Here is a 22,040-nt window from a genome sequence, read left to right on the forward strand (position 1 = left end):
GATTATGAAAAACTTAAAAATAGCATTATCCCTATTAATACTTTTAAGTATTAGTAGCTGTGATGATTTCTTGTCTGAGAAACCAGATAACAGAACAGAAATAGATACTCCGGATAAAATTTCTGAATTATTAGTAAATGCCTATCCTCAAATGAGTTATTTTGATATTGCAGAAACAATGTCAGATAACGTTTTTGATAGTGGTATGGCAGAAACATTACTAAAAAATCAACAAAACTATAATTGGGAAATTCAGACAGAAACTACAGATATTGACACTCAGGCCTACTATTGGGATGCTTGTTATAAAGCAATTGCACATGCAAATAAAGCGCTTGAAGCAATTGATCAGCTTGGAAATACAGTTGCTTTAAATCCGCAAAAAGGAGAAGCATTACTAGCGAGAGCATATTCTCACTTTATGTTGGTTTCTCTTTGGTCTAAACGTTATAATCCTGCTACTGCTGCTACTGATTTAGGAATTCCTTATGTTACAAAACCTGAAACAGAATTATTGACAAAATACAAACGAAATACTGTGAAAGAGGTTTTCGATTTTATTCAGAAAGATATTGAAGAGGGTTTACCATTAGTAACCAACGATTACAAAGAACCTAAGTTTCATTTTAATGTGAGCGCAGCCAAAGCCTTTGCAAGTAGATTTTATTTAATAAAAGGTGATTGGGACAAAGTTATTGAAGTGTCTAATGATTTAGGTTCCAGACCAGTTGGTAAATTGAGAGATTATTTTTCATATGAATCAATACCTGTTAATTCACAAAGATTAAACTATGCAACTAGTAATGCTGAAACGAACTTATTAATCGTCTCTGCAAATTCTATTATAAGCAGATCTTACTATTCAAACCGTTTTTATCTTTCAGGTTCTCGTTATCCGGAAATTTTCGGTACAGCTACAAACCTTTTTGCTAAACCATGGTATTATAACTTTTATTCTTCAAATAGTAGTATAACAGTTTTTTTACCTAAGTTTTACGAATATTTTAAATATTCAAATGTAACAGCTGGTATTGGAGATCCTTATGTCGCAGAAGTTTTATTAAGTAACGATGAATTTTTCTTAAACAGGATTGAAGCACATGTAATGAAAGGCGATATAGCTTTAGCAAATGACGAGCTTGAATATTTTTTATCAACAAGAACTGTAGGTTATGTTGCTACAGATAAAATAACTGAAGCAAAAGTTGTAGCAAAATATCCTGTAATTGCTAATGAATTTACACCGTTTTATACAATGACTCCAGTACAGACATCATATATAAAAGCACTTGCAGAAACAAGACGTAGAGATTTCGTACATGAAGGGATGAGGTGGTTTGATGTAAAACGTTTTAACCTTGTAGTAAATCATGAAGCAGCTAATAGACCAACTAATATTTTAGCAAAAGATGATAACCGTAGAGCGTTACAAATCCCGCTTCATGCGTCAAGCACTGGTGTTGAGTTGAATCCAAGATAAATTTTAAAAGTAAATTGTTATGAAACTAATAAACTATAATAAAATAGCAATGTTAATTATGGTCTCAATGACTATAATTTCATGTGCGCACGATGATCAGCCGGGAGATAGTCAATTAGATTATACACAACCGATAAGAACAGATTTAGATAATTGGATAGCGTCTACATATTTGAATCCATACAATATTAATGTACAATATAAGTGGAACCAGAATACGGTTGATAACAGTCGTTATTTATTCCCTCCAACAATAAATAAAGTACAGCCAGCACTTGAGATTGTTGAAACAATATGGCTTAAAAGTTATTCAGAAATTGGTGGAGCAGATTTCGTAAAAAAGATTGCACCAAGAGAAATTGTTTTAGTTGGAGGAGTAAATTTAAACAGTGTAGGTACAAGAACCCTCGGTATAGCTGAAGGAGGACAACGAGTTACCTTATTTGAAACAGATTATATCGATCGATCTGATCGTGCTAATGTGTCAGAGTTTATCCATACTATTCAGCATGAGTATATTCATATATTAAATCAGCACAAACCTTTTGATGAGAAATCATGGTCGGCTTTAACACCTGGTGGATATACGGCTGATTGGTATAATTTTTCAATTCCTGTATCAAACGAAATTGGATTTATTACAAGTTATGCCAGATCAAATATTAATGAAGATTTTGCAGAAACAGCTTCAATGATGTTAATATATTCAAAGGCAGAATACGCTGCGTTTTTAGCTGGCATTAAAAGTCAAACTGCTTTGGCAGCATTAAAAGCAAAAGAAGCACTTGTTGTAAAATATTTTAAAGAAGCTTACAACATGGATTTTTATGCGTTAAGAGATGCAGCTGAAATAAACACAACTGCTGTTATAACCAATTAAAACGAAGTATTATGAAAATTAAAAACATATATAAGTTCTTGTTTGCAGCGTTTTTAGCATTGCAATTAAGCGCTTGCGATAACAATACAGACGCAGATCCAAAGTTTGATAAAACTCCTACGGAGCGTTTAAATGCCCAAATGGCAGAATTAAAACAAGTATTACTTTCTTCTCCGGAAGGATGGAAAGCAATCTATTTTACAGACAATACTATTTTAGGAGGCTATACTCATTTTTTTAAGTTTTTTGCTGATGGTACAGTTGAAATGTCTTCTGATTTTGATGAAGATCTAGATACCGATGTAACACAAAAAAGTGAATATCAGATACAATTAGGAAGTACCGTAAGTTTAACATTTACAACAAAAAACTGGATACATCTTTTGTCTGAATCAGATAATTATCCAATAGATGAATTGGAAGCAAAAGGATATTTGGGAGATTTTCAATTTTTGTATTACGGACAGGAAAATGGTCAGATTATTTTTAGGGCCAATAGAAATGGTCAGGAAATACGTTTTGTAAAAGCAACGAAAGAAGATAGGGATAATTTGTCTAAAAATTTTGACATGATTCCCAATGTAATAGGATCAGAAACAAGACCATTATTTAGGTTATTGGAAACAAATGACGGAACAACAAAACATCAGTTTGATTTTTCATTTTCGCCTATAACACGTTACGCAACTGCAAATTCAATCGAAACAGGTTATTCTGTAAGTTTTAATTTTGGTGTTGGTTATACTCCAACCGGAATTGTTGTGAATCCTGGTATACAAGTTGGAAGCCAAAAATTAACTGATTTCGTTTACAATGATGCTGATGGAAGTTTTACGGCTACAGGAACTGGAGGCGTATCAGCTTCCATTAAATATAGCAATGCGCCATTAGTATTAACAGATGATTATAAATTGTTATTGCCAGGAAGCGGGAATAATGTTTACGGTTACATTTATAATTTAACAAAATTTGAAGCCGCAAACTCTGCATTATTTTTGACTTTATTAGGGAATTCAGAACAGGCAGCAGGTGCAATGCTTTCAAGAGTACAACTATGGTTTAATAATGCTGATGGAAGTAATTATATTGAGTACAGATTTGCAGATGCAACAGGTGCAACGATAGCCAGAAGATACCATTACTTTACTTTAACTGTTAATACTGCTGATAAAAAAGTTACATTTACTCCAGGAGTTTGGAAATCAACTGCTACAGCTGCAGCACCAGCAATTGCAACGCCATCGTTTTTGAAAAATCTTGATGATCAGTTTATGAACCCTCAGGGATTGTATTTTGCAGAAACACCGGTTTCAGGTTATAGGGCATTTACGTTTACAAGTACAACAACTCCTTTTAGAATGGTTGCGTACTCGTTTCAATAATAAAAAGTTTAGTTTTAATTTTTTATTTTGAGAATAAGCAACTCTGTTTTTGAGTTGCTTATTCTCAAAAAAGTAAATAGTTAATTCATCTTAATAAATTTAAAATTTAAGCATTATGATAAAACAGTTTATTACACCAATAAATATTGCCTTCTTTCTATGGGGTTTGTTTCTCGTAACGATATCACTATTGTATGCGGAGTATACAAGATATTATTTATATCTCTCCATAATCCTAATCATTCCAATAATGACTTTGAGTCTTGTAAAACAGAGGAAGCAGGATAAACTTAATAACACAAAAGAGTTTCAATCATCAATTTACAGAATGCTGTTTATGGCAGTTGTAATGGTAGTTTTTTATTTTATAACAAAACAAAATTATATTTAAAAGAATATTTTGGTTATACCCTAGTTTTATTTTAAAGCAGCTCAATTTAGAGCTGCTTTTCTTTTTTATCAGATTATAAAATTAAATTGTATTGTTTTAAAAGGTTATTACAATTGCTATTTTTTTTAAAAAAGGAATTGTTCTATATTTGACAAGTCGTTTTTAGCCCTGATAGAAGCGGTATCCTTTTTAGCTGCTTTTTTTTGGCAGATAAAAAGATATAGCGGATAGCAGGATTAGCTACAAATAAATATTAAAATTAATTTTGAATATGAAATTACTAGAAGGAAAAGTAGCCATCATTACAGGCGCGAGCCGTGGAATTGGTAAAGGAATTGCCGAAGTTTTTGCTAAACATGGTGCCAATGTGGCCTTTACATACAGTTCATCTGTAGAATCAGCTCAGGCTCTGGAAACAGAATTGAACGGATTGGGAGTTAAAGCAAAAGGATACCAGTCAAATGCAGCGGATTTTAATGAAGCGCAGACTTTTGTTGACGCTGTTTTAGCAGATTTTGGAACAGTTGATATTTTGATTAACAATGCCGGTATTACAAAAGATAACTTATTAATGCGTATGTCTGAAGCTGATTTTGATCAGGTAATCGATGTCAATCTGAAATCGGTTTTTAATATGACAAAAGCAATTCAGAAAACCTTTTTGAAGCAACGTTCTGGTTCTATCGTTAATATTAGTTCTGTGGTAGGGGTTTCAGGAAATGCTGGACAAACCAACTATGCTGCTTCAAAAGCGGGAGCAATTGGTTTTACAAAATCAGTAGCTTTAGAGCTGGGGTCTCGTAATATTCGTTGCAATGCAATCGCTCCTGGATTTATCGAAACTGAAATGACGGCAAAATTACCGGAAGATGTAGTAAAAGGATGGAGAGACGGAATTCCGTTGAAACGTGGCGGAACTACTGAAGATGTTGCCAATGCATGTCTTTTCTTAGCCTCTGATATGAGTGCTTATGTTACCGGACAAGTGCTTAATGTTTGCGGAGGAATGCTTACTTAATATGTGAATAGTTTTATGGTTTGTTGTTTATCGTTCACAGCCAAAAACTATAAACTAACAACTATAAACAAAATAATATATGACTACAAACACGATTCTATTATTACTATTGTCTTTAGTAATAGCTGGTGGATTGTCGTATTTTCAATATTTTTATAAAGCCAAAAACCATTCGAATGTGAATGTGTTTTTGGCTTTTTTACGTTTTTTAATCATTTTCGGATTATTGGTGTTACTGATTAATCCTGTAATGACGAAAAATTCACTTCAGATTACCAAAACTCCTTTGGCTATTGCGGTAGATAATTCAAGTTCTATAACGGCTTTGAAGTCTGATAAAAAAGTTGCCGAATTATATCAGAAACTAATTTCTAACGCAGCACTTCAGGAAAAGTTTGAAATCCAGTCGTATCAGTTTGATACCGATTTTAAGCCTTCAGACAAATTTGATTTTAAAGGAAAACAAACCAATCTGGATGAGGTTGCTAAAAATTTAAAAAGCATCAATAAAAACCTGATTTTTCCAACGGTGATCATCACAGACGGAAATCAGACTACAGGAAACGATTATGTATATCGTTTTGATCCTGTCAATAAAGTTTATCCTTTGGTTGTGGGAGATACAACCACTTTTTTTGACTTAAAAATCAATCAGTTAAACGTTAATAAATACGCTTTTCATAAAAATAAATTTCCGGTTGAGGTTTTTCTACAATATGCAGGAACTAAAGCTGTAAACGCTGATTTTACGATTTCGCAGGGAAATTCAGTCTTAGCCCGAGAGAAAGTGTCTTTTTCGCCTTCTAAAAAAACAGCTTCTCTAAATATTTTGTTACCGGCTGATAAAGTTGGACTGCAGATTTTCAGGGCAAATGTTTCTTCTAACGTAAAAGAAAAAAACAGCTACAACAATATCAAAAACTTTGCAGTTGAAGTAATTGATCAAAAGTCAACTATTGCGATCGTTTCCACTATAAATCATCCGGATATAGGAGCTTTGAAACGTTCAATAGAAACAAATGCACAACGCAAAGTGATTTTGGCAAGACCTAATGAAATCGACAAATTAAATGAGGTATCAGTTTTGGTTTTGTATCAGCCAAATGGAGCTTTTAAACCTATTTTTGACAACAATAAACTGGCCGGGACGAATAGTTTTATCATTACCGGAAACAGTACCGATTTTAATTTCCTAAATCAAAAACAGCATAATCTGATTTTTAAAATGAGCGGTCAAAGGGAAGATTATTTAACCGAATTTCAGCCGCAGTTCAATTTGTTTGCGATTGAGAATATTGGTTTTGAAAACTTTCCGCCATTGCAGAACCTATTCGGGAGCGTTACAACCAGCGGAAATGTATCTGTTTTGCTTTCGTCTAAAATAAGAAACGTTTCAACCAATGCGCCTTTATTGGCTTTCGCCGAAAATCAGGGCAGAAGAACTGCTTTTCTTTTAGGGGAAAACAGCTGGAAATGGCGTTTGCAAAGCCATATCGACAATCAGTCGTTTGAAAAGTATGATGTTTTTGTCGATAAGATAATTCAGTTCCTGGCATCTTCGGCTTCGCGAAAATCATTGGTGGTAACACACGAAAGTTTTTATAATTCGGGTGAAGCGATTGTAATAAACGCACAATATTTCAATAAAAATTATGAGTTTGACGAAAAAGCAAGACTCACCATCACAGTTACAAATGCTGAAACCAAACAAGCCAAAAACTACGATTTGTTAAAAGGCAACAATTCTTTTTCAGTCAATTTAGACGGTCTCGCTGCCGGAAAATATAGTTTCACCGTAAAAGAATTAAACAGCAATACGGTTTATTCCAGCCGTTTTGAGATTTTGGATTTTGATATCGAAAAGCAATTTGTAAATCCGGATGTTCAAAAACTGAAACAACTGGCTTTGCAAACCAATGGAAAAGCTTTTTTCGAAAACCAGGCAGATGATTTAATTCACACTCTTTTAGAAAATAAGGAATATAAATCGATAGAAAAGAATATTGCTACTAAAACTCCATTAATTGATTGGGTTTGGTTGCTGGTTTTAATTGCCGCTTTATTGACTACTGAATGGTTTGTTAGGAAGTATAATGGGATGCTTTAAAAGACATAGGACTTAAAAGAAAAATAATTTTAACTATGGAAGCAAAAAAAATCATTATATTCTTTAGTCTTTTTTTTATAACTGTTTTTTCTTTTATTTACATTAATGCCATAAAGGAAAACAGAAAGAATTATCAGTTTGTAATTACCCGATTTAATGAAAGGCCAAATAGTATTACTTTCATTAATAATGATAATGAATTTACTCTTAGTAGATTCGATCCTCATGTGAAAGATATTGAAAAAGAGGATAGTTTAGTAAAGAAGTCTTTTTCAAAAAAGATTTATATTTATAGGAAGAATAAAAAGGATGGTAAATATTTTTTAATGTTTACACTAAATTATTTAGGGACGTTTCCAATAGATTGGCTATAATTTGTTAAAAAAAATTAGTAAACAATGGATTTCAGGCTAAAAGTATTTTATACCGTTGCACTCCGCCTTAATTTTACTAAAGCGGCAACGGAATTATACATTACCCAGCCGGCCGTTTCCAAACACATTCAGGAGCTCGAAGAAACCTATAAAACCAAGCTTTTTGAAAGAAACGGATCCAAAATTGCCTTAACTGCGGCAGGTGAAATTCTACTGAAGCATACCAAAAACATCTTCGAAGTCTATCGCGAAATAGACTTTGATATGAGTTCTTTCATCAATCAGCGTCAGGGATTATTGCGATTGGGTTCAAGTACCACCATTTCCCAATATATCATTTCACCGGTTTTAGCACGATTTCACCAAAAACAGCAGGATATCAAAGTCAACTTACTGAATGGAAACACGGAACAGATTGAAAATGCCCTGATCAATAAAGAAATCGAAATCGGAATTGTAGAAGGACAATCTAAAAATCAGTCGATTAAGTATGTTCCGTTTATTAAGGACGAACTGGTTTTGGTCTGCAACCGAAATCCTTTGGTAAAACAAAATGAAATTTCGCTGGAAGATTTAAAATCCATGAAATTCATTACGCGCGAACGTGGTTCCGGAACACTTGAAGTTATAGAATATGCGTTAAAACAAGTCGGTGTAAAATTAAGCGATTTACAAATCGAAATGCAGCTAGGAAATACAGAAAGTATCAAATCGTACCTGCTAAACTCAGACTGTTTTGCTTTTATGTCAATACACGCAGTAGGAAAGGAGCTTAAAAATAACGAATTAATCGTTTTAGATGTGGAAGGTTTATCTATCGAAAGATATTTTTACATTATTACATTACTAGGGAAATCCGATCCATTATCGGAGTTGTTTATTCAAAATATTTCATCTTATTATAATCTGAAGTTATAGTCGATTGTATTTTACGATTGGCGTTTTCGATATAAACGGCAGAACTTTGCAGGGTAATTATTAAGTACTCTATTTTGAAAACACAACAACATTCAGCGTCTCATTTAGTAGAAGTTAATCTTTTTCTTCAGCAGCTTATTTTTGGAGCAGTAATCGTTTTGTGTCTGCTTTCAGTTATTTCCCCGCCAATTGCTTTATTATTAGGTGTTCTGATCGTAAATGTTTTTGGGAATCCGTTTATAGCATTCAATCATAGAGCTATTACTTTTTTATTACAGTTTTCCGTAGTTGGTCTAGGTTTCGGAATGAACGCTTCATCAGCTATTTCAGCCGGTAAAGAAGGTTTTTTACTCACTATTTTGTCCATTTTCAGCACATTAATTTTTGGTACACTTTTAGGAAAATGGCTGAAAACCGATAGAAAAACATCGCACTTAATTTCGTGTGGAACGGCAATCTGCGGAGGAAGTGCCATTGCAGCCATTTCGCCAACAATCAAATCAAACGAAAATCAGACTTCAATAGCTTTGGGCGTGATTTTTATTTTGAATTCAGTTGCCTTGTTTGTGTTTCCTTTTATTGGGCATCAGCTTGATTTATCTCAGAAAGATTTTGGACTGTGGTGTGCTATTGCAATTCACGACACCAGTTCTGTAGTAGGTGCGGCTAATAAATACGGAGCCGAAGCTTTGCAGACTGCGACAACCGTAAAACTCGCAAGAGCATTATGGATTATTCCGATTTCAATTCTGACCGCTATTATTTTTAAAAATAAAAACTCAAAAATCAAGATTCCGTATTTTATAGGATTGTTTATTGTGGCCATGTTGTTGAATTCTTATGTACCTCAAATAGCTGTTTTTAGCCCAAATGTTGTAGAAATTGCCAAAATCGGTTTAACCATTACTTTGTTTCTAATTGGGGCAACTTTAAATAGTGATGCTTTAAAATCAGTAGGAGTGAAGCCTTTATTGCAGGGTGTTTTTCTTTGGGTATTTATTGCGGGGTTAGGTTTGCTATCGATTTTATATCTTAAATAATTTATTGCGTATAATTTTAAACACATAGATGAGATAGTTTTTATAAGCGTATAAAAAAGCATTTCACTTATTTAAAAACTCATAACTATGTGTGGAGAAACTTGTTTCTCTTTAATACCCTTTTGAAAATAAAAAACTATGTGATCTATGTGTTTATATTAATTTTTTTAAAACAACATTCACTAAACCTTATTTAATATTAGAGAATTTTACAACAGGTTTTCCAACGATATTATACCATTTTCCATCAAATGAAAATCGTTTTTCAATTGTAAAATTAAATTGTTTTTTCGTTTTAACCATTTCGCTTAACTCCTTTGGTATTTCTACTTCAAAGTCATCCTCAGTTCCTTTCGCTTTTTTATAGAATCCGGTCGTAGTGATGACAAAATCCCTAAAAAACTTTTTCTTACCATCATTTACAACTTTGTATGTACTGGACCATTCGGTACTGCCTTCGGCATTATTAGAAAGTCTATAATCGGCTACTTCCATTAAGGTCTGGTATTTTCCATTAAAACCAACAACAAGATAGAGGAATGCGTTATAAGGACCACCGGCACCTCCGTTGGCATGTATCAGCGAAAAAGCGAATTGATCTTCGCCAATTTCAACCAGTTTTAAAGCAGGAATGTGTGAGAAAGCACCAAATGCAGCAATTGCAGGTTGATACGACTTCATCTCCCATATATTTCCATTTTTTGCAAATTTAGCTAATCCTAAAAGTCCTCCGCTAAAACGTCCTGTTTGTGATCCATCGGCATCATAAACGGAATGATTAAAAACTAACATTTTGAATTGATTTCCTTTAGAGTCTGTATAATTAATGGTAGTGTCAAGTCGTGTTGCAACACCATCTCTATAAGGGAATAACGGGTCTTCTTCAACGCCATTAACATCGGTATAGGATGTAGGTCTACAAGTACTGCATTTCCAGCTTATAAAAGTGTTGTATGGAGATTTCTTATATAGTTTTCCGGGAAATAACTGCTGCATAGTTTTTATTCCATCTAAAGGATCAGCAACTTTTAATATTCTTTTAGGATTTAGAATCGTATCACTAATGTTTTTTAATTGAACAACATCATCTTGTGCAGTACAAACAAAAGTAAATACTAAGAACAGAAATCCGGAACAAATAAGGCGCATATATTTAAATTTTAAGGTAAAAGTAGTACAAACTTTTTGAAAATCTTTAAAAGATAAATTTTATGCATACTTGGTGCTGAATTTTATCTAAAACTGAATATAATTAAATTAACACAATATTAATTAGTATTCTTTTGAATTATCTTTAAATGAAATAAATTTGCAGTTCAAATAAACTTCAAATGAAAAACTTTAAAATGAAACCAAGACTCATTGCTTTTTTTGCAGTTATAATTGGATTTTTGACCTTATCATGGGGTATTGTAGGGCATGAACGCATCAATAAAGCTGCAGTTATGGCATTACCTCAGCCACTACAAGTCTTTTTTTACAATCATATCGATTTTATTACACAGGAAGCTTCTGTGCCGGATATTCGTAAATATGCTTTAAAGTATAAAGATGAAAACCCAAGACATTATATTGATTTGGAAAATTTCAAAACGTCTGTAGACAGTTTGCCTAAAACTTTAGAAGAAGCCAATAAAAAATACGATGCAAAATTCCTGAATGATAACGGAATTTTGCCTTGGTATATCGAAGACATGATGACCAAATTGACAAAAGCATTTAAAGAAAAAAACAGGGCCGAAATCTTATTTCTGGCAGCCGATTTAGGACATTATATTGGAGACGCCCATATGCCGTTGCATACTTCTGCTAATCATGATGGACAATTAACCGATCAAAAAGGAATCCATTCACTTTGGGAGAGCAGATTGCCTGAACTGTTCGTGAAAAATTACAAATTAAATGTTCCCGAAGCCAAATATTACGAAGATGTTCACAAAGCAACCTGGGACATGATCAGGGATACACATAGTCTGGTGCAGCCATTGCTGGCAGTTGACAAAAAATTAAGAACTTCAACTCCCGAAAATCAGGTTTTTGTTGTCGATGCTGAAGGTAAAATTGTGAAGAGTAAATACAATTCGGCTAAATTCTCAGACGAATATGCTGCCAAACTGCATACAGAATTAAACGGAATGGTAGAAAACCAGATGAAAAAAGCCATTACAGTAACAGCAAGTTTTTGGTACACGGCCTGGGTAAATGCAGGAAAGCCGGACTTAAGCGACTTAGATTCAAAGGAACTTACAAAACGCAACAGCAAAGCGTTAAAACAAGATTTGAAATTATTTCAGAAAGGACAACTTTTCGGAATGCAGAATCAAAACGATTAAGAATTTTGTATTAACAACAATAAAGGCAGCTTTTATAGAGCTGCCTTTTGTTTTTACCTAATTTACTGAATATATTAATACAGTCTTGTAAATAATCCTTTTTTGTTTCCTGATCCTCCACTTCCGGTAATTGTAATATGTCCGGTATTTCCGTTACCATCATAACCCCAGGCTAAATTATTTGTTGCCGTATTATTTGTCACTGTATGAGGTACGTTTTGCCCTGCGCTTCCTAATTTAAAGCCATTTCCATCTCCATTACTTCCAAAACCATTGTTGCTTGCTGTACAGTTTTTTATTGTAACAGTATATGGTTGGCCGTATAAATCCCATCCATCATCAGAATTATGGTTTGCAGTACATTTTTCAAACACATTATTTTTTCCTGCAGATAATTTACAGGCAAAGCCATCTGCATTTTCTCCGGCATTTGCAGCATCGTAATTATCGTTTGATTTACAGGAAAGAATATAGTTATCATGTCCGCCATTGTAAATTTGCAAGCCTGAATCGCCGTTTGATAATGTAGATACATTATAAGCATAATTATATCCGCCATTTTGAAAAACCAGTCCGCAGTCCGGGGCATTTCTAATTGTCATATTCGTGATGTTCCAATAGCTCCCATTTACTTTTACACCCCAGCTGCCAGAAGGTAGCCCGGAACAATTCAGGGTACCACCTGTAATACTGATTTTTGAATTTGCAGTACCGCTTTTAGCTAGTTCTAAAGTCTTTGTAAGGTTTATTGTTCCGCTAATTGTAATAACGTCTCCTGCAACCGCAGCAGCTACAGCAGATCGTAATGCACTTTCGTTTGTAACTGTACTGTTTTTTGCTGTCAGGGATTTGGTTTGTGTTACAGTTTCCTGAGAATCTGTCGCCGCTTCGTTTTCTTTTACAGGAGTATCATTTGTATCACAAGAAGCGAAAAGAATGATAGAACACATGATCAGTAACTTAAAATTTGTTTTCATAAAATAATTTGGTTTGGTTAAAATGAGGTTAAAACTGGATTTGTCCAGATAAGTTAAATCATTGATTTTCAATTGTTGTTTATTTTGTAAACTTAAATAAAATTTTAATACAAAATTAAATTATATTTAAAAAATATTCTATTTAATTACGAATAATAAAATATTTTGTAAAAAAAGTTGAATTAGTTCAATGTTTTGCTTTTTTTTTGAATATTGAGTAAAATATTTTGAAGTTTAAGTTTAGAAAAATGCATGCACATCATTCTAATACCATTTTGAGATGGTATGTATTTAGAGTAGATAAATAATGTTTGAATTGTAAAACAGAATATCTTAAGATATTAAATAGCCGGTTTAAAATTTAGACCTTATAAAAAAAGGTGTAAAATAGAAGTAGTTAATTAAGGCTTGGCGATCCCGGAATTTTAATATTTCTTTTATGCTTTTTTATAATAAGTAAATAGAAAGTAATACCGCCCAGAACAATCAGCAAACCTATCTCCAATTGCCCAAGACTATTGTTACCGCTATGCATCGCATTAGCGCTTGCCAGTTTTGCTTTTCCTTCTTTTACCTGAATTTCAGAAAGCTGATCCAGTGTCTTCAAAGCCTTGTCACACAACGGGACAATATGTTTCCAGTTTTTATTCTGTACATCTTTATTAATCGCAGAGCAGGAAGCCAGAAAACTGTCAAAATGTATCTTTTCCTTTGGTGTCAGCACTGTTTTAAAATACAAATCATCAATGGTGTGTATTATTTTCAAAGCATTTTTAATTTCGTCATTTTTGGTGACATCATTCAGGTTCTCTTTCTGAGCTTCTGCTTTTATATAATGAAGTTCATTTGCATACTGAAAAATATAATAGGCCACAACCAGCCTGTCATTATAAATCGTATTAATGTTTTCGTTGACATTTTTAGAATTTCGAAGCGTATTAAAGTTGCTAAGCAGGATGATCAGCATAACAATCAGTAAAATAAAAGCGGCTTTTGTTTTGTTACTGTATTTTTTTAAAATGTCTTTCATCCTGTAGATTTATAATTGGCTTCTTCTCAAAGATACATAAATCTAACGTTTTAGAATAGAGTGATTTAAAATGTGAAGTAGAATTTTTTTAAGGAGCATTTTCGCGCTGTCCGCTATATCTTTACTGCCGAACCCCGGCAGCAAAGGATGCCGCTTCCATCACGGCTAGGACTTCAGGTTTCATAATATTATGCCTTGGTGGAAATGAAAATATTTGTCAGCTTAAGTCCATAGGTTTTTATTAGGAGTTTTATCAAAAAGGTTAAATCTATATTTACATATAAAAAAAGGATAGCATAAAGCTATCCTTCTAAACTATAATAAAGTAATTATTTATTTTTTCATAATTTCCTCTAAAACGGCTTTGTTTTCGTAATTGGTTACTTTAAGGATAATTTCCTGATTTTTTATTGTTTTTCCTTCTATAACATATAATTTTCCTTTTTTATAAGGAATATTGCTCTGGTCAAAATCAACATCACCAAATTGCAGTGTGTTCTTTATATCAGCTGTATCAATCCATTTTTCATTCAGGGTCTGAATAGCTTTTTGTGAATATTGAAATGGTTTGGTTCTCAGACTATTTAAAACCCTGGCATTCGGAAAATAATTGCAGCGGGTATCTTTTCCACTGAAAACGAGCGCTACAAAAAAGCATCCCATAACTAAACCAACCAAATAATAAGCAAAACGATGTACGAACTTCATGAATTATTTTTTTGCAAAGGTACGTTAAAGTTGCTTTAGAAAACAAGTAAATTGATATCGTTATCAGGTAAATCAAACCATTCCCCAATAGCTTTATTAGTCAGTATTCCGTGGTATAAATAGATTCCGTTTTTTAACCCTTTATTGCATCTGATAGCACTTTCCAAACCACCATCTTCAGCTATCTGAAGAAGATAAGGAGTAATTATATTGCTTATAGAAAGAGAAGCAGTTTTAGAATATCTTGAAGGAATATTAGGTACGCAATAATGTAAAACATTACTTTTTATAAAAGTTGGCTTTTCGTGGGTTGTTACTTCAGAGGTTTCGAAACAGCCTCCCATATCAATACTTACATCCACAATTACGGCACCCTTTTTCATGTGTTCGACCATAGTTTCAGTAACTATAATCGGACAGCGTTCTTTTCCCCGCATGGCACCAATAGCTACATCACAACGTCTCAAGGCTTTTAATAATGCTTTCTGTTGGATAGTAGAGGTGAAAATTCGCTGGTTCAGATTATTTTGTAAACGACGTAATTTGGTAATCGAATTATCAAATACTTTTACATTGGCACCTAACCCAATAGCTGTTTTTGCAGCAAATTCGCCTACTGTTCCGGCACCTAAAATAACAACATCAGTAGGAGGAACACCTGTGATGTTTCCAAATAAAAGTCCTTTTCCGAATTCATTTGTAATCATCAGTTCGGCAGCAACCAGAATAGAAGCTGTACCGGCAATTTCGCTTAATGATTTTACGGCAGGATAGGAACCGTCTTCATCTTTAATATATTCAAAAGCAAGTGCAGTGATTTTTTTTTGAGCTAAAGCTTCAAAATAAGCTTTCTTTTTAGTTTTTAACTGGATAGCAGATATGATTGTCGTTTCAGGATTAATCATTTTGATTTCTGCCAAAGTAGGTGGTTCAACTTTCAGTAATAACGGACAACCAAAAACTTTTTTAGTATCATTAGTAACTTCTGCACCCGCATCACTGTATTCTTTATCCGAATAGCTGGAACTCTCACCTGCACCTGATTCAATCATAACACGATGTCCTGCATATGTCAATGAATTTACAGCATCGGGTGTTAAGCAAATACGACGTTCCTGATAACTTGTTTCTTTTGGTATACCTATAAAAAGTTCTCTTTTTTGGCGGCCAATTTCAAGTTTTTCTTCTTGTGGCAACAATTGCTGTTTGGTAAACGGGGTTAAGGTTATCGACATGTGTAATGCAAGAATTAAGAGTACAAATTACGTAAAAAGTTTTAAAATTAGTAAAATATTCTGCGAATACTGAATTAGCAGTTAAAGTATCATTTTTTCCATTTTAATATTGGCTCTTTCGTAAAGTCCTTCTTCAAGGACAACTTCAACAAAACCAAACTTTTTATATAAGTGAATTGCGGGTGTTAAAATTAGATTTGAATATAAAATTAACTTTTTGATGTTATTTTCTTTTGCTATGGCAAATGCATAAAGAAGCAATTTATTACCAATTCCAAGTCCCTGGGCTTTATCTGAAACCGCCATTTTGCTCAACTCAAAAGTTTCAGCATCAATTTTCATTAAGGAAACCGTGCCAAGGATTTTATTATTAAGTTTAGCATAAAAAATCATTCCGCCTTTGTCTATAATTTCTTCATGCGGATTGGAAAGTACTAATTCGTCTTTTTCTTCTACTCTGAAATATTTTGTCAGCCATTCAAGATTCAACGTTTTAATGTGATTTTTCAATTCAGGTGAAAAAGGAATTATTTCTACGGTATTTTGGTGATTCATTGTTAAAATAGCATTTGTTGGATTAAATTAACTCTAAGTTTCTTCTACCATCTGCCTGTAATTGAATATTAACTATAGAATGCTCCTCCGGAATCAAACTAGCAATTTTTTCAGACCATTCGATAAAACACCAGTTTCCGGAATATAAATAATCATCCACACCCATATCAAGTGCTTCAGTTTCTTTATTAAGCCGGTAAAAATCAAAATGATAAACAATTTGATTGTTAGAAGTGTAATACTCATTAACTAAAGAAAAAGTGGGACTGCTGGTTGCGTCTTTAACTCCCAAAGTTTTGCATAATTCTTTAATCAAAGTAGTTTTTCCAACACCCATTTCTCCATTAAAAAGAATGATTTTTTTGGGATTTTGGGCAATAATTTTTTCGGCTACTTCCTGAATCTGATCTAATGAAAAAACGATATTCATTGGTTTGTATTTCTTTAATTTAAATCAGTCCCGGAATTATGTAATTATAAAACCGGGACTGAAATTGTTTTTTATTTTGGATTAAAAACCAAAAACGGAATAATCATTTCTTCAAGCGAAATTCCGCCATGCTGGTAGGTGTTTTTATAATAACTCACATAATGGTTGTAATTGTTTACATAGGCCAAAAACAGATCATTTTTTGCAAAAATAAAAGAACTGCTCATGTTTATAGCTGGCAAGCCGATAGTTTTTGGTTCTTTTACTACATAAACATCTTTTTGTTCGTAAGTTAAACTGCGCCCGGTTTTGTAACGTAAATTAAGACTGGTATTTTTGTCTCCAACTACTTTTGAAGGGTTTTTTACGTTTATGGTTCCGTGATCTGTTGTCAGGATTAATTTAAAACCTAAAAGTTGTGCCTGTTGAATAATTTCAAGTAAAGGTGAGTTTTTAAACCAGCTTAAAGTGAGGGAACGATAGGCCTTATCGTCTGAAGCAAGCTCTTTTACAACTTCCATTTCAGTTTTGGCATGCGACAACATGTCTACAAAATTGTAAACAACAGTTACCAAATCATTTCCTTTTAAAGCTTTGAAGTTCTCAGCCAGCTTTTTACCGCCTGAATAATTGGTGATTTTGAAATAATCTTCCTTTATATTGAGTCCCAAACGTTTTAACTGAGCGCTAAGAAACTCGGCTTCATAAAGATTTTTTCCGCCTTCTTCTACATCATTTTTCCAATATTCCGGAAATTGTTTTTCCATTTCAACTGGCAGTAAACCTGAGAAAATGGCATTTCTGGCATATTGTGTAGCGGTTGGAAGTATAGAGAAATAAGGAACTTCTTTTTCTAACTTGTAATAATTGGATATTACGGTTTCAAAAGATTTCCACTGATCGTAACGCAGATTATCAATAACAACAAACAAGACAGGTTTGTCTTTCTTTTTTAGTTCCGGAACCACTAATTCCTTAAATAAGTTGTGTGACTGAATTGGTTTGTCTGCTTTGGGAGCAAACCAGTCTTCGTAATTTCGTTCGATATATTTGCCAAATTGCGAATTGGCTTCAACTTTTTGCGATTCCAGGATTTCAATCATCGCCTGATCGTTGATGTTTTCAAGCTCTAATTCCCAGAACAGCAATTTTTTATATAATTCAACCCAGTCTTCATAAGAATTTACCATCGCCAATTCCATAGAAATTTTTCTGAATTCTTTTTGGTAATCCAAAGTCGTTTTTTCAGAAATTAATCTGGAATGATCCAGGTTTTTCTTTAAGCTTAGAAGAATCTGATTCGGATTTACTGGTTTTATCAGGTAATCGGCAATTTTAGATCCAATTGCTTCTTCCATGATGTACTCTTCCTCACTTTTGGTAATCATAATCATAGGAATAGCAGACTTTTTTTCTTTCATTTCAGAAAGCGTTTCCAACCCACTCATTCCGGGCATATTTTCATCCAAAAAGACAATGTCAAAATTTTCTTCTTCGAAAAGACCTATAGCATCGAGTCCGTTATTACAGGTAGTGACTGCATAGTTTTTTTTCTCCAGAAATAATATATGAGGCTTTAAAAGATCGATTTCATCATCGACCCAAAGTATTTTTATTTTATCCATAACCATAATTGACTTTAATTTTACTGCAATTTAAAAGTCTAGAACTTAAAAAGTATTAAAAATAGTATAAAATTAAAGGATCAGTTGTAATTATTTATGTAAAGTATCATCCGTGAATGGTTTCACCTTTGCCATAATTTGTAATGATGGATTCTTCAAAAGCAAGCCATTCCCTCCAGCGTTTTTCAACGTCAATTCCGGTGCCATATTTACGCGCATAAGTAATAAAAGTGGTGTAATGTCCAGCTTCACTTTCCATTAATTCTCTGTAAAAAACGGCCAGTTCTTCGTCCTGAATATTTTCAGAAAGCACTTTAAAGCGTTCACAGCTTCTGGCTTCAATCATTGCTGAAAACAATAATCTTTCAACAAGACCCGAAACACGGCTTCCGTCTCCGCTTTTCTTCATATACTGATACAATTCATTTACATAATCGTCTTTACGTTCACGTCCTAATTTTAATCCTCTTTTAATAATAATGTTGTGAACCTGTTCGAAATGGTCAATTTCTTCTTTGGCTAAAGCCAATAAATCCTGTACTAAATCCTGGTGTTCAGAATTATTAGTAATAATTGTAATTGCATTTGTAGCTGCTTTTTGCTCGCACCAGGCGTGATCCGTCAGAATTTCTTCTATGTTTTTCTTAACAATATTAACCCATCTTGGGTCGGTTGGCAATTGTAATCTAAGTACGCCCATGTGTTTTTTGTTTTATTTGTTTCAGGTTTGAGGTTTCAGGTTCTTTTAGGAACGAAAAAAGTTTAAAGTTTTGTTTTACGTTTTCTTACGCGTTACAAAACTTTAAACTTTAAACTTTAAACCTGAAACTGATTAGTATACGAAAATTGGTCTTTCGCTCATCATTTCATTTACTTCATTAGCTACTTCTTCGATAAGTGCTTCGTTTGTATGATCTGCAAGTACTTTATCTATTAAAGCTACAATAGTTTCCATGTCTTTTTCTACTAAGCCACGAGTAGTGATTGCAGCTGTTCCAACACGTATTCCGGAAGTTACAAATGGTGATTTATCATCAAATGGAACCATGTTTTTATTTACTGTAATTTCAGCTTTTACCAATGCGTTTTCAGCATCTTTTCCTGAAATATTTTTATTTCTTAGGTCAATCAGCATCATATGGTTGTCGGTTCCGCCAGAGATAATGTTGTAGCCTCTTTTCACAAAAGCATCTGCCATAGCATTCGCATTTTTTTGCAATTGCATAGCATAAGTAAAGAACTCATCTTTTAAAGCTTCACCAAAAGCAACAGCTTTAGCAGCGATAATGTGCATTAAAGGTCCACCTTGGTTTCCTGGGAAAACAGCTAAATCCAATAAAGCAGACATCATTCTGATTTCACCTTTTGGAGTTTTTAATCCCCAAGGATTTTCAAAATCTTTCCCCATTAAAATCAAACCACCTCTTGGTCCGCGCAATGTTTTGTGGGTTGTAGTAGTTACAATATGGCAATGTGGAATAGGGTCATTCAATAATCCTTTTGCAATTAAACCTGCAGGATGAGAAATATCAGCCATCAAAATTGCGCCAACGCTGTCAGCGATTACTCTGAAACGTTCAAAATCCATATCACGAGAGTAAGCAGAAGCTCCAGCTATGATTAACTTTGGCTGTTCTTTAGTCGCAATTTCCTGAATTTTATCATAATCTAATCTTCCTGTTTCTTTGTCTACTCCATAAAATACAGGATTGTAAACACGGCCTGAAAAATTTACAGGAGAACCGTGGGTAAGGTGACCACCATGTGATAAGTCGAATCCTAAAATTTTATCTCCGGGCTGCAAACAAGCGTGAAAAACAGAAGCATTTGCCTGAGAACCAGAGTGAGGCTGAACGTTGGCATATTCAGTACCAAATAATTCTTTAGCTCTGTCAATAGCAATCTGCTCAATAACGTCAACTACTTCGCAACCGCCGTAGTATCTTTTGCCAGGATATCCTTCAGCATATTTATTTGTTAAAACTGAACCAGCAGCTTCCATTACTTCATCACTTACGAAGTTTTCAGAAGCAATAAGTTCTAATCCGTGAATTTGTCTGTCTTGTTCCTCTAGTATAAGGTCAAAAATTTGTTCGTCGCGTTGCATTTTTTCGTTTTTCGTTAATTTCCTGCAAAAATACAAAAAAACGTTTGTGAAACTGTTAGATTATGATATATTTGACATAGATTTTTTCAACAAATAATTAACATTCACATGCCAATAACCGCCAACGATACCAAAAGAAAATCATGGTTGGATGTACCAGAGAATAGTGATTTTCCTATTCAGAATATTCCATTCGGTGTATTTCTTACCAAAGAAAATGTCGTTACTGTAGGAACGAGAATTGGCGATTACGCTATAGATTTAGGTGCTTTACAACAATTAAACTATTTTGAAGGAATAGATTTAACAGATGATATGTTCATGCAGGATACGCTAAATGATTTTATTTCTGACGGAAAAAAAACATGGCGACTAGTCCGAAACCGTATTGCAGATATTTTTGATGAAACAAATCCTCAGCTTAGAGATTCAGAAAAAGACCGTGATGTTGTTATTTTTAAGATTGAAGATGTAGAGATGCAATTGCCAGTTTTAATTGGCGATTACACTGATTTTTATTCCAGTAAGGAGCATGCTACAAATGTAGGCAAAATGTTTCGCGATCCTGAAAATGCTTTATTGCCAAACTGGCTGCATATTCCGGTTGGATACCACGGAAGAAGTTCTACTATTGTTCCGTCCGGAATTCCTGTTCACAGGCCAATGGGGCAGATTTTGCCAGCGGGAGAAAAATACCCGGTTTTTGGTCCGTCGCGTCTGGTCGATTTTGAATTAGAAACTGCTTTTATTACTACTGATGTAAATGTAATGGGTGAAAATATTTCGACTTATGAAGCAGAAGATTATATTTTCGGAATGGTTTTATTGAATGACTGGAGTGCGCGAGATATACAAAAATGGGAGTATGTACCACTTGGTCCTTTTCTGGCAAAGAGTTTCGCAACATCAATTTCTCCGTGGATTGTAACTATGGATGCCTTAGAACCTTTCAGGACTAAAGGGCCTAAACAGGATCCGACACCACTTCCTTATTTACAAACAAAAGGAAAGAAAGCGTTTGATATTCATCTGGAAGTTTTACTTAAACCGGAACATCAGGAAGAAACAGTCGTTTCCAAATCCAACTTTAAATATTTATACTGGTCTATGAGTCAGCAGTTGGCACATCATACTTCTAATGGATGTCGCGTAAACTCTGGTGATATGATGGGATCAGGAACCATTTCGGGACCAACGCCTGATAGTTTTGGTTCAATGTTAGAATTAACATGGGGAGGTAAAAATCCAATCAAATTAAAAGATGGAAGCGAACGTAAATTTATCGAAGATAATGATACAGTAATAATAAGAGGTTTCTGTGAAAATGCAGAAGTTAGAATTGGTTTTGGAGAAGTTTGCAGCCAGTTGTTACCACCTTTTGTAAGGCCATGAAGAGAAATAAAAAATTATCTTAAATAGGGATAATACTAAAAAAATTGCCTCAAAGAAG

20 protein-coding genes are annotated in these 22,040 nt (G+C 33.8%); 10 read left to right on the forward strand and 10 right to left on the reverse strand.

The features are described 5' to 3' along the window. Positions 1 to 4: 4 nt before the first annotated feature. From OZP09_RS22265 to OZP09_RS22300, 8 genes are all read left to right on the forward strand, one after another. Positions 5 to 1,480, forward strand: coding sequence for a RagB/SusD family nutrient uptake outer membrane protein (locus OZP09_RS22265; RefSeq protein ID WP_269235798.1), 1,476 nt, complete (start codon positions 5 to 7; stop codon positions 1,478 to 1,480). A gap of 19 nt (positions 1,481 to 1,499) precedes the next feature. After that, on the forward strand, positions 1,500 to 2,360 hold the full coding sequence (locus OZP09_RS22270) for a substrate import-associated zinc metallohydrolase lipoprotein (RefSeq protein ID WP_269235799.1): 861 nt from the start codon (positions 1,500 to 1,502) through the stop codon (positions 2,358 to 2,360). A gap of 11 nt (positions 2,361 to 2,371) precedes the next feature. Further along, on the forward strand, positions 2,372 to 3,742 hold the full coding sequence (locus tag OZP09_RS22275) for a DUF4302 domain-containing protein (protein ID WP_281310022.1): 1,371 nt from the start codon (positions 2,372 to 2,374) through the stop codon (positions 3,740 to 3,742). A gap of 662 nt (positions 3,743 to 4,404) precedes the next feature. Beyond that, entirely contained in the window at positions 4,405 to 5,151 is a 747-nt protein-coding gene (fabG, locus tag OZP09_RS22280) for a 3-oxoacyl-[acyl-carrier-protein] reductase (protein ID WP_269235801.1), read from the forward strand. Positions 5,152 to 5,230: 79 nt separating this feature from the next. Further along, positions 5,231 to 7,258 carry a hypothetical protein gene (locus OZP09_RS22285; RefSeq protein WP_269235802.1) on the forward strand — a complete coding sequence of 676 codons (2,028 nt, stop codon included), beginning with the start codon at positions 5,231 to 5,233 and terminating at the stop codon, positions 7,256 to 7,258. Between the two features lie 35 nt (positions 7,259 to 7,293). Further along, positions 7,294 to 7,632, forward strand: coding sequence for a hypothetical protein (locus tag OZP09_RS22290; RefSeq protein ID WP_281310023.1), 339 nt, complete (start codon positions 7,294 to 7,296; stop codon positions 7,630 to 7,632). 24 nt (positions 7,633 to 7,656) lie between these two features. Continuing rightward, positions 7,657 to 8,550, forward strand: coding sequence for a LysR family transcriptional regulator (locus tag OZP09_RS22295; protein WP_269235803.1), 894 nt, complete (start codon positions 7,657 to 7,659; stop codon positions 8,548 to 8,550). A 74-nt stretch (positions 8,551 to 8,624) separates the two neighbouring features. Further along, a complete protein-coding gene (locus tag OZP09_RS22300) occupies positions 8,625 to 9,590 on the forward strand; it encodes a YeiH family protein (RefSeq protein WP_269235804.1) in 966 nt (321 codons plus the stop codon). Between the two features lie 189 nt (positions 9,591 to 9,779). Here OZP09_RS22300 and OZP09_RS22305 read toward each other — a convergent pair whose 3' ends face one another. Then, positions 9,780 to 10,739 carry a hypothetical protein gene (locus OZP09_RS22305; RefSeq protein WP_269235805.1) on the reverse strand — a complete coding sequence of 320 codons (960 nt, stop codon included), beginning with the start codon at positions 10,737 to 10,739 and terminating at the stop codon, positions 9,780 to 9,782. A 182-nt stretch (positions 10,740 to 10,921) separates the two neighbouring features. On the opposite strand from OZP09_RS22305, the gene OZP09_RS22310 reads away from it, so the two are divergent. Then, entirely contained in the window at positions 10,922 to 11,923 is a 1,002-nt protein-coding gene (locus OZP09_RS22310) for a zinc dependent phospholipase C family protein (protein ID WP_269235806.1), read from the forward strand. Positions 11,924 to 11,997: 74 nt separating this feature from the next. Here OZP09_RS22310 and OZP09_RS22315 read toward each other — a convergent pair whose 3' ends face one another. The 9 genes from OZP09_RS22315 to glyA form a co-directional block, all read right to left on the reverse strand. Then, positions 11,998 to 12,900, reverse strand: coding sequence for a right-handed parallel beta-helix repeat-containing protein (locus OZP09_RS22315; protein WP_281310024.1), 903 nt, complete (start codon positions 12,898 to 12,900; stop codon positions 11,998 to 12,000). A 397-nt stretch (positions 12,901 to 13,297) separates the two neighbouring features. Further along, the gene (locus OZP09_RS22320) at positions 13,298 to 13,930 is read right to left on the reverse strand and encodes an MCP four helix bundle domain-containing protein (RefSeq protein ID WP_269235807.1); all 633 of its coding nucleotides are present in this window, start codon (positions 13,928 to 13,930) and stop codon (positions 13,298 to 13,300) included. Positions 13,931 to 14,263: 333 nt separating this feature from the next. Next, a complete protein-coding gene (locus OZP09_RS22325) occupies positions 14,264 to 14,638 on the reverse strand; it encodes a DUF4258 domain-containing protein (protein ID WP_269235808.1) in 375 nt (124 codons plus the stop codon). Positions 14,639 to 14,673: 35 nt separating this feature from the next. Next, entirely contained in the window at positions 14,674 to 15,873 is a 1,200-nt protein-coding gene (locus tag OZP09_RS22330) for an alanine dehydrogenase (RefSeq protein WP_223683410.1), read from the reverse strand. A gap of 81 nt (positions 15,874 to 15,954) precedes the next feature. Further along, entirely contained in the window at positions 15,955 to 16,428 is a 474-nt protein-coding gene (locus OZP09_RS22335) for a GNAT family N-acetyltransferase (RefSeq protein WP_269235809.1), read from the reverse strand. A 22-nt stretch (positions 16,429 to 16,450) separates the two neighbouring features. Continuing rightward, the gene (tsaE, locus tag OZP09_RS22340; RefSeq protein WP_269235810.1) at positions 16,451 to 16,858 is read right to left on the reverse strand and encodes a tRNA (adenosine(37)-N6)-threonylcarbamoyltransferase complex ATPase subunit type 1 TsaE; all 408 of its coding nucleotides are present in this window, start codon (positions 16,856 to 16,858) and stop codon (positions 16,451 to 16,453) included. 71 nt (positions 16,859 to 16,929) lie between these two features. Then, on the reverse strand, positions 16,930 to 18,483 hold the full coding sequence (gene porX, locus OZP09_RS22345) for a T9SS response regulator signal transducer PorX (RefSeq protein WP_281310025.1): 1,554 nt from the start codon (positions 18,481 to 18,483) through the stop codon (positions 16,930 to 16,932). Positions 18,484 to 18,589: 106 nt separating this feature from the next. Further along, positions 18,590 to 19,183, reverse strand: a complete 594-nt coding sequence (locus OZP09_RS22350) for a MiaE family protein (RefSeq protein ID WP_269235811.1) — start codon at positions 19,181 to 19,183, stop codon at positions 18,590 to 18,592. Between the two features lie 132 nt (positions 19,184 to 19,315). Beyond that, a complete protein-coding gene (gene glyA / locus OZP09_RS22355) occupies positions 19,316 to 20,590 on the reverse strand; it encodes a serine hydroxymethyltransferase (RefSeq protein WP_269235812.1) in 1,275 nt (424 codons plus the stop codon). A 108-nt stretch (positions 20,591 to 20,698) separates the two neighbouring features. Between glyA and fahA the strand changes: the two genes are divergently transcribed. Beyond that, positions 20,699 to 21,982: a fumarylacetoacetase gene (fahA, locus tag OZP09_RS22360; protein ID WP_281310026.1), complete on the forward strand. Its 1,284-nt coding sequence runs from the start codon at positions 20,699 to 20,701 to the stop codon at positions 21,980 to 21,982. The last annotated feature ends 58 nt before the right edge of the window (positions 21,983 to 22,040 follow it).

It is taken from the genome of Flavobacterium flavigenum, from assembly GCF_027111255.2.
Taxonomy (GTDB): domain Bacteria; phylum Bacteroidota; class Bacteroidia; order Flavobacteriales; family Flavobacteriaceae; genus Flavobacterium; species Flavobacterium flavigenum.